Source organism: Methanopyrus sp. KOL6, from assembly GCF_002201915.1.
GTDB lineage: Archaea > JAADCQ01 > Methanopyri > Methanopyrales > Methanopyraceae > Methanopyrus.
This window is the reverse complement of the sequence record NZ_CP019470.1, coordinates 189,419-202,017: the sequence shown is the minus strand read 5'-3', so window position 1 is coordinate 202,017 and position 12,599 is coordinate 189,419. Positions and strand designations below refer to the sequence as shown.

The 12,599-nt window shown below is 57.8% G+C and carries 16 protein-coding genes; 7 read left to right on the top strand and 9 right to left on the bottom strand.

Annotation, left to right across the window (positions count from 1 at the left end):
• The first annotated feature begins 6 nt into the window (after positions 1 to 6).
• From BW919_RS01160 to BW919_RS01140, 5 genes are read left to right on the top strand one after another with little or no spacing between them, the layout of a single operon-like run.
• Entirely contained in the window at positions 7 to 543 is a 537-nt protein-coding gene (locus BW919_RS01160) for an EMC3/TMCO1 family protein (protein WP_088334993.1), read from the top strand.
• 4 nt (positions 544 to 547) lie between these two features.
• Positions 548 to 889 carry a 50S ribosomal protein L34e gene (locus BW919_RS01155; RefSeq protein ID WP_088334991.1) on the top strand — a complete coding sequence of 114 codons (342 nt, stop codon included), beginning with the start codon at positions 548 to 550 and terminating at the stop codon, positions 887 to 889.
• A gap of 3 nt (positions 890 to 892) precedes the next feature.
• On the top strand, positions 893 to 1,474 hold the full coding sequence (cmk, locus tag BW919_RS01150; RefSeq protein WP_088334989.1) for a (d)CMP kinase: 582 nt from the start codon (positions 893 to 895) through the stop codon (positions 1,472 to 1,474).
• Positions 1,471 to 2,241: an S-methyl-5'-thioadenosine phosphorylase gene (mtnP, locus tag BW919_RS01145; RefSeq protein ID WP_088334987.1), complete on the top strand. Its 771-nt coding sequence runs from the start codon at positions 1,471 to 1,473 to the stop codon at positions 2,239 to 2,241. Before cmk ends, mtnP begins: the two co-directional genes overlap by 4 nt.
• The gene (locus tag BW919_RS01140) at positions 2,238 to 2,492 is read left to right on the top strand and encodes a hypothetical protein (RefSeq protein WP_088334985.1); all 255 of its coding nucleotides are present in this window, start codon (positions 2,238 to 2,240) and stop codon (positions 2,490 to 2,492) included. The genes mtnP and BW919_RS01140 overlap by 4 nt, the downstream gene beginning before the upstream one ends.
• 535 nt (positions 2,493 to 3,027) lie before the next feature.
• Here the strand turns inward: BW919_RS01140 and BW919_RS01135 are convergent.
• From BW919_RS01135 to hmd, 6 genes are read right to left on the bottom strand one after another with little or no spacing between them, the layout of a single operon-like run.
• Positions 3,028 to 3,510 (bottom strand): FeGP cofactor biosynthesis guanylyltransferase HcgB family protein, encoded by a 483-nt coding sequence (locus BW919_RS01135; RefSeq protein ID WP_088334983.1) that lies wholly within the window; start codon positions 3,508 to 3,510, stop codon positions 3,028 to 3,030.
• A complete protein-coding gene (hmdC, locus tag BW919_RS01130) occupies positions 3,504 to 5,039 on the bottom strand; it encodes a 5,10-methenyltetrahydromethanopterin hydrogenase cofactor biosynthesis protein HmdC (RefSeq protein ID WP_088334981.1) in 1,536 nt (511 codons plus the stop codon). The genes BW919_RS01135 and hmdC overlap by 7 nt, the downstream gene beginning before the upstream one ends.
• On the bottom strand, positions 4,985 to 6,022 hold the full coding sequence (gene hmdB / locus BW919_RS01125; RefSeq protein ID WP_394334952.1) for a 5,10-methenyltetrahydromethanopterin hydrogenase cofactor biosynthesis protein HmdB: 1,038 nt from the start codon (positions 6,020 to 6,022) through the stop codon (positions 4,985 to 4,987). Before hmdB ends, hmdC begins: the two co-directional genes overlap by 55 nt.
• A gap of 1 nt (position 6,023) precedes the next feature.
• Positions 6,024 to 6,773: a Nif3-like dinuclear metal center hexameric protein gene (locus BW919_RS01120; RefSeq protein WP_088334977.1), complete on the bottom strand. Its 750-nt coding sequence runs from the start codon at positions 6,771 to 6,773 to the stop codon at positions 6,024 to 6,026.
• Positions 6,742 to 7,494, bottom strand: a complete 753-nt coding sequence (locus BW919_RS01115; protein WP_088334975.1) for an SAM-dependent methyltransferase HcgC family protein — start codon at positions 7,492 to 7,494, stop codon at positions 6,742 to 6,744. The genes BW919_RS01120 and BW919_RS01115 overlap by 32 nt, the downstream gene beginning before the upstream one ends.
• A gap of 43 nt (positions 7,495 to 7,537) precedes the next feature.
• Positions 7,538 to 8,614, bottom strand: coding sequence for a 5,10-methenyltetrahydromethanopterin hydrogenase (gene hmd / locus BW919_RS01110; RefSeq protein ID WP_088334974.1), 1,077 nt, complete (start codon positions 8,612 to 8,614; stop codon positions 7,538 to 7,540).
• Between the two features lie 136 nt (positions 8,615 to 8,750).
• On the opposite strand from hmd, the gene BW919_RS01105 reads away from it, so the two are divergent.
• The gene (locus BW919_RS01105) at positions 8,751 to 9,299 is read left to right on the top strand and encodes a FeGP cofactor biosynthesis protein HcgF family protein (protein WP_088334972.1); all 549 of its coding nucleotides are present in this window, start codon (positions 8,751 to 8,753) and stop codon (positions 9,297 to 9,299) included.
• Here the strand turns inward: BW919_RS01105 and BW919_RS01100 are convergent.
• Positions 9,280 to 10,131: a F420-dependent methylenetetrahydromethanopterin dehydrogenase gene (locus tag BW919_RS01100; RefSeq protein WP_088334970.1), complete on the bottom strand. Its 852-nt coding sequence runs from the start codon at positions 10,129 to 10,131 to the stop codon at positions 9,280 to 9,282. The two genes, BW919_RS01105 and BW919_RS01100, sit on opposite strands and share 20 nt — an antisense overlap.
• Positions 10,132 to 10,222: 91 nt before the next feature.
• Between BW919_RS01100 and BW919_RS01095 the strand changes: the two genes are divergently transcribed.
• A complete protein-coding gene (locus tag BW919_RS01095) occupies positions 10,223 to 10,897 on the top strand; it encodes a ThiF family adenylyltransferase (protein WP_088334968.1) in 675 nt (224 codons plus the stop codon).
• On the opposite strand, the gene BW919_RS01090 is transcribed toward BW919_RS01095, so the two are convergent.
• A complete protein-coding gene (locus BW919_RS01090; RefSeq protein ID WP_232452894.1) occupies positions 10,847 to 11,992 on the bottom strand; it encodes a hypothetical protein in 1,146 nt (381 codons plus the stop codon). The genes BW919_RS01095 and BW919_RS01090 overlap by 51 nt on opposite strands.
• A 142-nt stretch (positions 11,993 to 12,134) precedes the next feature.
• Positions 12,135 to 12,482 (bottom strand): DsrE/DsrF/TusD sulfur relay family protein, encoded by a 348-nt coding sequence (locus BW919_RS01085; RefSeq protein ID WP_088334964.1) that lies wholly within the window; start codon positions 12,480 to 12,482, stop codon positions 12,135 to 12,137.
• Between the last annotated feature and the right edge of the window lie 117 nt (positions 12,483 to 12,599).

Genomic DNA, 12,599 nt, shown 5'->3' with positions numbered 1-12,599 from the left:
GGAGACGTGCACGGACTCACTGAAGGACTTGCACGGCACTTTTACCCACTCGTCGACCCGTTCGTCCACTACTTCGGTCCCGCCCTTGGGATGTTGGTGGCTGCGGCTCTTGTGACGTTTTTCATCGACATCGTTTACGAACTCGTAATCGGGCGTGAAGAGCTGGAGCGAGTCCGGAAAATGGCTGACGAGACCAAGAAGTACCAGGAAGAGCTCCGGAAGGCTAAGGTGTTAGGTGACGTGGAGAAGATGAAGGAGATAGAGGAGAAGATGCGAGACCACTCCAAAGAGCTCTTGAATGTCCAATCTCGGCTGATGAGTAAGCAGATCAAAGCTATGCTCATCACGTTCCCACCTATAATCATTATTATATACACCTTAGAGTACCGGCTGGCTCATTGGACGGTGAAGTTACCGTTCTACGTGCCCGGTGTTGGGGATACACTAGGCCCTGTGGGCTGGTACATCATCTGCGCCGTCACAGTGTCGTTCGTGCTCAAGCCGTTGGCGGAAATGGTGGTAAAACGCTTCGGAGGGGGGTGAGACGATGCCGGCCCCGAGGTACCGGTCCAGGTCCCGTCGACGAGTGTACAAGCGCACCCCTGGAGGTAGGACCGTGATTCACTTCGAGAAGAAGATACCGAACTGGCCCAAGTGCGGAGCCTGTGGTCGCCGGCTGAACGGCGTGATGCGCGGTCGCAACGTCGAGCTCAAGAACGCGCCGAAGACGCAGAAGCGACCGAACCGTCCCTACGGCGGCATCTTGTGCCCGGAGTGCACTAGGAAGCTCATCAAGGACAAGGTGAGGTACAAGTTCTGGGAGCGCAAGCGGGAGCAGCCGTGGCTGCCGGTTCTACCGGGAGAGGAACCACCGGAGCCCGAGGAGTGAGGGGTGTTTTCGATCAGCGTAGTCATCACTATCGGCGGCCTCCCGGGTTCCGGCACCACCACCATGGCCCGGCGGCTTGCCGAGCACTACGACCTGAAGCACGTGTACGCCGGTAAGATATTCCGGGAAATGGCTAAAGAGCGGGATATGGACATAGAGGAATTCTCTAAGGTAGCGGAGAACAATCCGGAGATCGACCTTGAAATCGATCGGAGGCAGCGGGAAGCCGCTGAGAAGGGTGACGTAATACTCGAGGGACGCCTAGCGGCTTTCGTGGCAGCCGGCGAATTGGACCATGTGAAAGGCCCTGACCTGGCTACCCTCAAGATATGGCTCAAAGCTCCGTTAGAAGTGCGCTCCGAACGGGTAGCGAAGCGCGAAAGGATCGACGTGGAAGAGGCTCGCCGGCGCATTCAGGAACGGGAAAAGAGCGAGTTGAAGCGGTATAAAGAGATCTACGGCGTCGACCCGACGGACCTCTCCTTGTACGATCTCGTCCTCGACACCTCTAGATGGTCCGAGGCAGAGACGTTCTCCATCCTCAAAGCGGCGATAGATCCGTTACTGGAGCGTGAGGACCCATGACAGAGGTAGGAGTGATAGGCGGTACGGGTTTCCGACCCGGTCTGCCAGAACGCAGGCGGACGGTGTTCACGCCATACGGCACCGTACGCGTGGACATCACTCGGGTCGGAGACCATCTGGTATACTTCATAAACCGGCATGGTAAGGGCCACGATTTGCCCCCACACCGTATCAACTATCGAGCCATCGTGTGGGCGATGCGGGAGCTCGGCGTGAAACGGATATTAGCGACGAATTCCGTAGGCGTGATCAACTCCGACGAGTACGAGCCGGGAGACATCGTCCTTCCGGTGGACTTCCTCGACTTCACTAAGCGCAGACCGACGACGTTCTACGACGAGAAGGTCGTCCACGTCGATGTCACCGAACCCTATTGTCCGGAGCTACGTGAAGCGCTACTGAAGGCCGCGGACGACCTAGGGTACACGGTCAAGGAAGGCGCTATATACGTGGCCACTGAAGGACCCAGGTTCGAAACTCCTGCTGAGATACGTGCCTTTCGGAAGCTCGGCGGTGATATCGTCGGGATGACCGGGTTCCCGGAAGTCGTGCTCGCCAGGGAGCTCGAGATCTGCTATGCCTCCGTGTGCCTGTGCACCAACTACGCCGCAGGCATCGACGATCGCCGCCGCACGATCGACGAAGTGTTCGAGCTGGTCGAGGAGCTCAGACCTAAGGTAGTGGAACTCGTTGAGCGCTGTATCGAGTACATCCCACCGGAACGATCGTGTCCATGTTCCCGAGCGCTGGAGGGCGCTGAGGTATGAGGTTAAAGCCTCTGGATCTCATCCCTGACGATTTCGAGGTTCGTCCGTTGGCACTCCGATATCTCAAGAGGCTGGAAGACGACCACCCTGACATACTAGAAGATGTAGTACGTGAAGCCGTACGCATATCCGAAGAGGAAGGACATATGGAGATAAGAGCCGAAACACTGAGGAAAGCGTACGCACGCGTCAAGGGTATCACCTTACGTGAGGCTCGCCGCGAGTTCTTCCCGAAAGCACTTAAGAAGTGAACCTGAAATGGCTGAAAGATTGGAGGCCCGCCGGACTACGATGACGGCGGGTGAACCCGCCCGGCACATGGTCCGCGTGGCGAGCCGGGCGGTGGCCGGTCCTCCTGCCGGGTACAGTACAGCCCGTCCCGCGGCATCTATCTCCCACCACGGTTTTCGGGCGACTTACCTACAAGAGTCAGTGGCTGCATCGCGTGTACGGATTTTACGAGTCACCCTAACTCGCGTTATATGACCGCTATACACTACGTCCATCGCTAACTATTTAAAACCATCGTATTATATTCCTGTGGTCAGCGCGAAGGGCACAGGACCATCCACGATCGTTGAGGTCGGATGACGTGGTAAAGATTAGGTGGTGGCATGAGTAAAACGGATGTGTAATAGCACTGTGGCTGATACTTCGATGACTCTACGTCAACGTGCCCGGGGCTTTACCAATTCTTCAAACATCGGACTCGCTCTGCTGAACTCACTTTTTCCTACCACTAGGATTGGAGAGTTTATGCGTGTAACGATTCTAGATCAACGCAAATTAACGGGGCGTGTTCTCCTTCATACCCAGACGCCGCAAGGCTTCCTCCACTTCGCGCTCCATAGCCTCTTCCACCGACATCTCGTGGATGACGTGAGGTGGAGAAAGGGCCGCCGTCAGCAACCTACATCGCGCATCCATGAACACGGTCATGGCTCCGGATCCCGGGACCCCTAACCTCCCTCTAGCGATCACTACGTCGGCGTTCGACGCCTGAACTCCCATGATCGCCTTGAAGATGGCGGGGCACAGCGTCGCGTCCGCCATTTCCGTCGGCACACGTACCATTTCGGCCTCAGACAACCCGAACCTACGGAGAACCCTGTTCACAGCCCGGAGCTTGTTCTCGTTGCCTGTTACCACTGCGAGCCGGTCTGCCGAGGTCAGGTACTCGCGGAGTCTCTCGACCTCCCGCTTCTTGTCACCCCTGCGGGTGCCCTTCCATGACTCCCGCCAGGCTTTGAGCAGCGTCTCCCTTAGCACACGGTTCTCGCCCCGGTCCTCTTAGCTAGGCGTTCCGCTACCTTAGGTAGAACAGCGGTCACGAACGCCACATCGGCTTCCTTCATCGCTTTGCGGTCGTCCCCAGCCATCGCATGAACCGTAGCGTCGAGTTCCTCGTTCAGCAGCCGTACAGTGACCCTCTCCACCCACGCATCGAGGTCGCTGATCAATATCTCGGATACGCCGAGTTCGTCGAGAGCTATGGCCAAACCCCAGGCGGGGAACCTCCCACCCAGCAAAGCGACCGTGCCCGCGTCCACGTTCGATACGACGTCTTCGACGGACTTAACCTCGCCGGACAACTCACGGGCAGCGTTGGATCGGAGGGTAGCTACCCAATGAACGTCCCCGATGGGGATGCCTGCCACATCTCGTGGGTACAGTAAGTCGGATCCCAAGAAGAGAGCTGCCCTCGTGACCCCTTCGAGTTCCTCCCACCCGGCAGGCACCTTGGTGTCCCCGTACCTTGAGCCCAGCGTCTTCCGCATGATCGCGAGAACCTTTGGGAGTCCGAATTTACCACGTCGCGCCGTTCCGGGTTCGTACCCGACCATGTATCCATGGTGATTTTTGGGGAATCCGGAGAGGACACCGTTCAAGCCCGCTCTCAGTCCCACGACGAGCTCGTCCTCGTAAGCCCCGTTAGTCAAGACGACCTTTCCCGGCGCGAATATCCTGCATGCTACTACGGCCAGTCGGAAGGCCGAGAGTCTATCTTCGGCTCGGTTGAACGGGCCTCCTTCGACCGCAAGGTAATCCGCTTTCACCTCCTCGACGGCCGCTTTGAGGCCGTCGGCGAACTCGTCCTCGCCGTCTGCGACGTGCAGGATAGCTCCGACACCCGCGCCCGCGTGTCGGGCCGTTTCGGCGACGCGTTTCATCTCGTCGAGTGGAGCGGCGTGGGCTTCAGCGTCCTGTCCTCCTTCTCCCGTGACGTTCACACAGATCGATGCCGCCAGTTCCGCCCATTCCTCTAGATCCTCTCCCTGCTGTCTCTCCTTGTCGATCAACCGTCGATGTATTCTACCTCTGGGACACTCTTTGAACGGCGGTCCTTCCAGGTAACAGGTCCCTTCACACGCGGTTATGTCCCTCGGGAACCGCATCGGACCGTGAACTCCGATGTGATCCACGTCCACCGGCACGCGAACGTTCCTCACGAGGCGACGGAACAACTCGATGGGTCTCATCCCGTAGTTCTCGGCTACGTCCGCCACTGCATACGCGCACACGTGTAATGGTAATCCCATCCGGTCCGCCAGGATAGCGTTCGAGAGAAGGACATCCGGTGAGTAATCGGAGGCACAGGGTCCTACGGCTAACTCGATCAGATCACATCCCATTGGAAACGTGCGAAGATTGTCGCCAAGGGTCTCAAGTTCCCGATCCGTTAGTTCTCCTAGGTCCGTAATCACCTCATCGACGCTCAACTTCCCCTCGTAGGCCAGCCGTTTCAGCTCGAGCGCTGCGTCGAGCGATTCGCAGGCCTCGTGCAGGAGGTCGAGCAAGCTCGGTCACCCCTGAGCTCGGGCTCCAGCCCGAACCCCTCAATGAGCTCCACGACCCTATCCAGGTTACCGGTTCTCGGGTTTCCGACACCCTTAACCTCGTGCGGATGGTTGTCCGGTATCACGGTCGCCAGGTTGTCGGCACCCGCCATTAGTGCTACCTCGACTTCCTCCGGTCCCACGGTCGGTGTTGGGGCGGTGATCATCAAGTCGGGGTACATCAGCCTGGCTACGGCCATGACCTTCGCCTGCTCCATCAGCGAACAACGGGGTACGTGTTCCATCGGCGTACCGGGATACGGGTTAAACCCCATAACGGGTATTTCCGCGAGGGTTTCGAACTTCGCGAGGAACCTCAGATGCTCGGCTCGATCCCTGTAGTTCTCACCGATTCCCACCAGAAGGCCGCTCGATAGGCCAATGCCGTATCGACATACGGTCTCGCACACACGGACGCGCTCCTCGAAGCTGTCTCCAGGTTTCAGCCTTTCGAACAGCTCCCTGTTAGTGGTCTCTAAATTACAGCAGATGGTCTCCACACCTAACCTCGCGAGCTCCTCTATGGTATCCTCGGACAGGTCGTGACCGAAGTTGATGAGGAGTTCCAGGTCGGTGTTCTCCTTCACCGCCCTAGCGGCGATCACGGCCAGCTTACCTCCGTCTCCACGATAGGCTCCCGAACAGCTGATGCGTGTGATTCCCGATTTCTCGATGGCTTTCGCGGCCTCCGCGATCTCCTCGTAGCTCCGTGTAAATCCCTTGAAGTAGCCCTCCGGGGATGCTCCCGAGGCGAAGCCGCAGTACGCACATCTCGGCCGGATACGGCACTCATTGGTTACGTGTATTGTTGACGTGAGCTTTACCAGCTCTCCGCGATGGTGGAGTTTCTCGCTCAGGGCGGCTCGGAACAGGTCATGTACCCGAACCGATTTAGCGGAGAGTAAGCGGACGATGGCTTCGATATCCGCCAACTCACGATCCATCCTAACTTCGCGCAGTGCGTCTTTGAAACGCACGATAGTGGTCCCCCACCGGATGCTCGGGTGGCCTCAGCTCCACCCGCACCTGCAAGCGTTTCGAGAGTTCCTCCGAGAGTTCCTTCAACCCGGGCAGCTCGGTACTTGCATGAGTGGCATCCACACAAGCCACATCGAGAACACTGGCTACTATGGCCGTTCGGTGGGTCAGATCACCGGAGACGACAGCGTCAGCTCCTTCCTTTGCCGCGAGACGAACGAAACGGTCCGTGGATAGTCCGAACCCGGGGACCACGATCACGTCGCGTATGCGGTTTTTCGCGGCGACTACTCGTATTTCCGGAGGGCTAAGAACGTCCTCAACCCTTGACAACAGGTACTCGAGCGTACCGTCGAACCTGCCTTCGGCGGCTAGCGGATCCGGCTTACGGACATCTTCTAGCCCTAACCATTCGGCTAGGGCCTCCGCGGCTCGAGCTACGTCCCAGTTCGAATGAAACACGATTACAGGGGATCGTACGCGTTCGAGCAGAGGTTCGGGGACGGGGTGATGTGATATCACGAGTGTTTCGGAGGACAGCCGACGAACGAGCCGAGGTGTGAGGTCTAAGCATACTACCACACGGTCCACGGAGTCGGAGGGATCCCCGGCGACGAGACCCACCTCATCCCCTTCGACGGCTAGATCGAACGGTGCCAGTTCCTCAAGGGTTCCCAAAACGTCTTCAACGCTCACGGATTTCGAAAAGGATCTCATCAAGGACTTCCCCGATGACCTCGTCCGGGTCCGAGGAACCGGTGAGCTGCGATACCGTCACTGCCGGTTTCTCCCGAGCTCGCTCGACTCCCTCCTCGGGTCTCCTCAGCCTGAAGGTCCATCGTTCGAGGTTAACCGCACCCGGGACGGCATAAAGGACACCGTAATGGCGTTCCAGCCTGTTCGCAGCCTCACGTACGGCCCTCACGGAAAGTGTGAACGTGCCGGAAGTCTTGGCCTCGAACGGGGCGTCGAACAGTCGGAGCTCGTAGGATTCTTTCCCGGCCTCCAGACGCTCTTCGGTGTCGTTGTACTCCTCGATTCGAGGGTCGTTCATGTTTCCGGCCGGGTTTTCCACCACGAGTACGTCGGGGTTCAGTCTACGTAGCGCCCGGTGGTTCGTTCCGCCTAATCCCGTCAAATCTATCACGACGTCGTAGCGTCCGGGAGGAGGTACTCGACTTGCCCTGAACCTCACACCCGAGGGTAAGATCTTCCGAAGCGCGGGTTCGGGATCCAGGACAGTGATTTCATGCTCCTCCGAGAGGAGCTCTGCCACGAAGATTCCCGTCAGGTACGCTCCCAACACGAGTACCCGGGAACCTTCCGGAACAACTTCAGCGATTTCCTCGGCCTTAGCTAACCCGATTTCTTTGACGACGTCCCAGAACGGACGTGACCGAACTGTCTCCGTGAGATCAGTTATTCCCGGCTCCTTCAACGAGCTCCCCTGGAAAGGGACTGTTGTGGGAAAGTAAAGGGGCTTACTCTGCCTTCTTCGAGTACTCCTCCAGGACTTCTATGGCCTTCGGCAGGATTTCCGTGTCCGCCAGCGGGCCGAAATTCATCGAGTCGGCTGTGTTCGTGAGTGCTGCCGGGTCCAGGGCCTCCTCCAGTTTGTCCAGACCCTCCTCCTCCATGAACTTCGCCATCATCTTCAGCGCTTCTACGGCCATGTTCTGGGTGAAGTCCACTGGGGCTCCTAGAATGTCGGTACATGCATCTCTGAACGTTAGCAGACCGGCGTACACGATCGCCGTGACAGCGCTGGCCATGTCGCACACCGGGCCCAGCAGGTAACCCGGGACCTTGAACGCCAGTCCACGGGCCTTCTCACCCATCTCGTAGACGGCCTCGACGACCTCCTCGTCCGCGTAACCCTCCGCCACGAATACCTGGCCCTTATGCTCCGGCACGGTCGCTGGATGGTAGGAGGTCACCTGCAGGTCGTCGCGGCCCAGGTCTTCGAACATCTCCTTGAACTGTCGCGTCGGAATCGTGCAGGTGTTGGCCACGATACAGCCTTCCGGGATGTCGTCGATGATCTTCTTGAAGATGTCGGGCTGAACGCCGCCCTTGGGCAACCAGGAGATGATCATGTCCGCGTCCTCGACGGCCTCCGCGTCGTCTGTGGTCACAACGATGTCGAGCTTGTCCTCCATCTCATCGGGGCTCAGGAAGTGGATGGCGCCCTCGGGCGGCTTCGGAACGTCGTCGGCGATGTCATTCACGTAGTCCCTTAGCTTAGGCATCACGTCTTCGGGGTCGCCCTTGAGGTGCGCCTCGATGAACTCATCCAGATCCACGCCGCAGTCCTCTTCGATGTCCACGACCGTGAAGCCGTCGGCATCGAACACGGGGTCGGATAGGACCACCTCGTCAACGCCCGCCAGGTGCTTCAGCTCGACGGCGTACGTCACGCTGGAGTGCGTGAGAGCGGCCTCTTTAATGCCGGTCTCGTCGGCTACCTCACATGCACGTTTGAACGTCGTGATACCCGTCGCGGCGTGGGTTCTCCAACATCCGGCGCCTAAAATTGCGACTTTGTTGATCTCCACCATGCGCAGGCACCCCGTCGTTTAGGGCGTTCATATCTTACCAGTGCGTCGTCCCTACAGGTAGTGAGAGAGATTAATTAGCGCACCGACTGCTTCAACGTGATAACGGTTAAATACACGTCATGGCGGGGGACCCTGGGTGATCAGGGTCGCAACCGCGGAGTGTTTCACCCACGGTTTCGTCGGTCGCGAGATCCATGCTTCCGCGAGCGGGTATACAGGCGAGTTGGGATCTGAGATACTAGGTACGGAACTCGAAGGGAAGGTCTCCGTGGTGGCGGTGTGTTTCATTCCGACTGTGTCCGGACTGAGATCTCTTCTGGGCATAGACCCGCCGGAACCCGATGAGGTCTCGAAGTCGGGTGCCAAAGCTTACCGGGAGGAGACCGACCGGAAGGTAGCGGTCATGATGGCTAGGGCAGTCCGTGAGCGTACCGGAGCGGACGTCGGAATCGGCACCACGGCGGGTATTGGCAGGGGCGCGATCTGCCTCGATGACGGTGAGATCACGCTCTTGGGCAGGACGGACGTGCACGCTAATTTGTTGAAACCTGATAAGAGAATTAGGAAACGACAACTGCAAGGAATAAAACGCTCCCTGATAGTGTTCCGGGCGTACTTTCGGGACGAGCTGGACGAGCTGTTAGAAGAAGAGTGGGTGGAAGAAGTTACTCGGGGTCTTCCATGAACTTTCGCTTACTCAGGATCTTCCCGTCAGGAGCGTGCGGTGTTCGGAGGACGGCATCGTTCGACTTCTCGAGTTCGCGCGCCTCGTCGGCGAGCTCCGCCGCCTTCCTCATCATCTCATGAGCGGACGCCACGATCGGCACATAACGCTCCTTATCCTGCTCTACGAAGCACCCTTCGACTGAGACGTCGGCGACGTTCTCGGCGATCTCCAGGGCCGCCATGGCCTTGACCATGGCGTACGGGTTCTCGAACTCCTCGCGTTCCAGTAGGGTGTTCCTACTAATAACCAACCTGGGTAGATCGTCCTCGGAGATTTCACCCTCCTTAGCCTTCTCGATCAGCTCGTCAAACGCTTCCTGGACTACCCTGAACACGCCGGTCGCCGCGAGCACCTTCATAAGATCGGCGTTATAAATCGCCATTTCGACTGGGTCTAGGAACTCCCGCCTAGCCCCGAGCATCGCATCGGGCTTAACTAAGATGTATCCGAGCCCTTGCTCCTCCATCTCGTCCTTCACTTTAAGGCCCGGAGCGTCGCCGATGATGACCGCTGGGTACCCAGAGTCCGCCAGCATTTCCCTGGCCTTGGAGGGACCCGGAGCGGCAGGATTCGGACCTCCGTACACTACGAAATCCGGCTCGAAGTCATCGGCTATGTCGAGCGCCGTCTCGACAGCCGCTTCCACGCATTCCGGATCCATCTTGACGGACGTGCCGACTACACGAAACTCCACATCCTCGCGGTCGGCGCGCTCGTCTAGCAGCATATCCATCATCATGGAGGTACCCAAGTTCCCGCATTTGATGAAAATCGCTCTAGCCACAGTCATCGGTGTCCCCTCGCCCATAGGTTCCCTCACGGTCTTATTACTACGACGTCTCGATTGCATACCAAAACGATCATTATGGGGGACCAGACGCGTGGAGTCTGATGAGTTCATTGAGGAGCTCGAGCTCCGCAAGCGTCCCCGCGGCACCGTCCTTTTGTGCGGCATAGGTAGGCTCGGTTTCCGAGTATTCTTGAGACTGCTTGAAACTCACCGAGGAGGCCCCAAAAGGATCATATGCGTTGACGGCCAGAGGGTTGAGCCTGATGATATCATACACCTAAGACATGGGGCTAGAGTTGGGGAGAATAAAGCGGAGTTCGCCGCGCGACTTGGGCGTGTTCATCCCCTTAGGGAGGTTCATGCAGAACCCGAGTTCGTGACTGAAGAAAACGCCTCCGAATTAGTTAACTCGTGGGAGCCGGACGTAGTCGTGATCACTATCGCTGGAGGTCGTACGACCCCGGTTACCGCCGCTCTGGTCCGAGAAGCACGGCGGTTCGGAGCAATCACCGTGAGCACCGGAGGGGTCTTCGGATACGGCAGTGAAGAAGTGCGAGTCGTACGGCTCGAGGATGCCGAAGGACCCGTGGCGAAGGAGCTCATGGAGTGCGGGGCACCATCAGATCACGTGTTGGTTACGACCGGACGGTACATTCGGGACCCGGACCCTATTTCACCGATGGTGTTAGAACGTGTTGCGGATAAGCTGGCCGAGCTAGCCTTGAGAAATCTGTCGAATCCATCTCTTGGTGACGACGGTTCCTAATATCGATGCTATCAGAACTCCCGTTACCGCTGGGAAAGGCACCGGTGGTATACCCACCGAGAAAGACCCCGTGGCTTGAACGTCCACGGCTGAAGCCTCGATGCGGTACAGCCCCTCCAATTCTGGTACTATCGTCAGTGCCGCCTTGCCCCTCTCGTCTGTCTTAAGTACGTGTTCTTCCTCGCCTTCTGGTCCTATCACCTTCACCCAGACAGGGGAGAAGTCCGCTATCGGAGCTCCCACGGAGTTCACCAGCCTCAGGATGACCCTGACGGCTTCTCCCACGCTCACCAGTGTCTTGTCCAGAGTCAAGTGTATCTTCCATCCCGAAGGTAGTCGCTTCGCCGCCCAGAGAATCGCGTAGATGAATGTCTTTACCATGTCAGGGTCCTCGTCCTTCCGACCCATTATCTCGGGGTGCACGCTCATCACAACGAACCGACCTTTCTCGACGCCGTCCACGATCCACCGACCGGCCACGTAGGCCCATCCTTTCACGTGTTCCAGGTACTTCATTACACCCTGAACGTCACAGTATGCCTTAACCTCGTGCAGCTTCTTGTCGATGTAGTACTTTACCGTGTACCAGCCACGCTTCCACTCCATGCCGGGACCGTTGGCGTAGTACATCCTGATGACCTTACTCTCACCCTCATTCACTAGTGGGTTCGCTGGATGAGGTAACAACAACACCTTGGGGAGCGCATGCCCTTTCAGCCCATCGACGCTCCATACGCATGGGAACGCCCGAATGAACGTCGTCGCACCGGCGCAGATCCCCACGTATCCGATCCCGAGATGCAACTGGGCCCACCTTAGGAGATCGTCCCAATCGCTGCCCCAGTGTTCTTCGGGCCTCCATCCCCCTGGAACGTAGATCACATCGATTCTATGCTTTGTTACTGGATCGACGCCTGTGTACAAGATTTGGCGCCATCTGGAGGAACTCTTGACAGGTATGAGTTCGATTTGCTCCTTGACCGGCATTTCGTCGAGGTGGGAGTTCCACCACTTAACGTCCCAGACGCTCGTCGTCCAGCAGTTCGTCTCAGGATTCGGGTCGGTGTCTAGACCGGGTCCCGTCCACGTCGCCACGTACACCGTCGCGGAAGCCGGAGTCGCGAAGACGAGAAGAGTAAGAGCCGACGACCACCGCAGCACGGAGATCCCTGCCCGTACCGGTCCGAGGGGCTGATATCCCTTTTTCGCACACCGTTGGCACTGAGAGGTGACTCCGTCAGAAGAAAATGACGTTATCGGACTCCTTCACCCAGTTCACCAAATCATGCATAGTGGCCAGCTCGACTCCCTCGATGAAGTCTTCTTCGCTCAGCCCTCGGGCTTTGGAGCATGGCCCACAGGCCTTCACTTCGGCTCCTTGCTCAATGCACTGTTTCAGGATCTCCAAGTAGTTGGGAACCTCGTCAGGATCTTGTCCTTTCTTCCCTAGGAACACCCCGTCCTCTATTAGGAATATCTTGACTTCCTCTCCTTCGACAAGGGCAGTGAGAGCGAATCTCAGCGCAGTGTATGCACGTTCTTGGCCGTATGGAGCTTCAGAGATTACCACTGTGATCACGTCCATCCCCTCAAGTGTCCCCACGAGGTCCCGCGGATAAATGTTGCTTGAAACTATTCAAATGACGATCACGAACTTCGATAGCTACCCAAAAATAATAAATATAAGTGTATGTTGATCGGC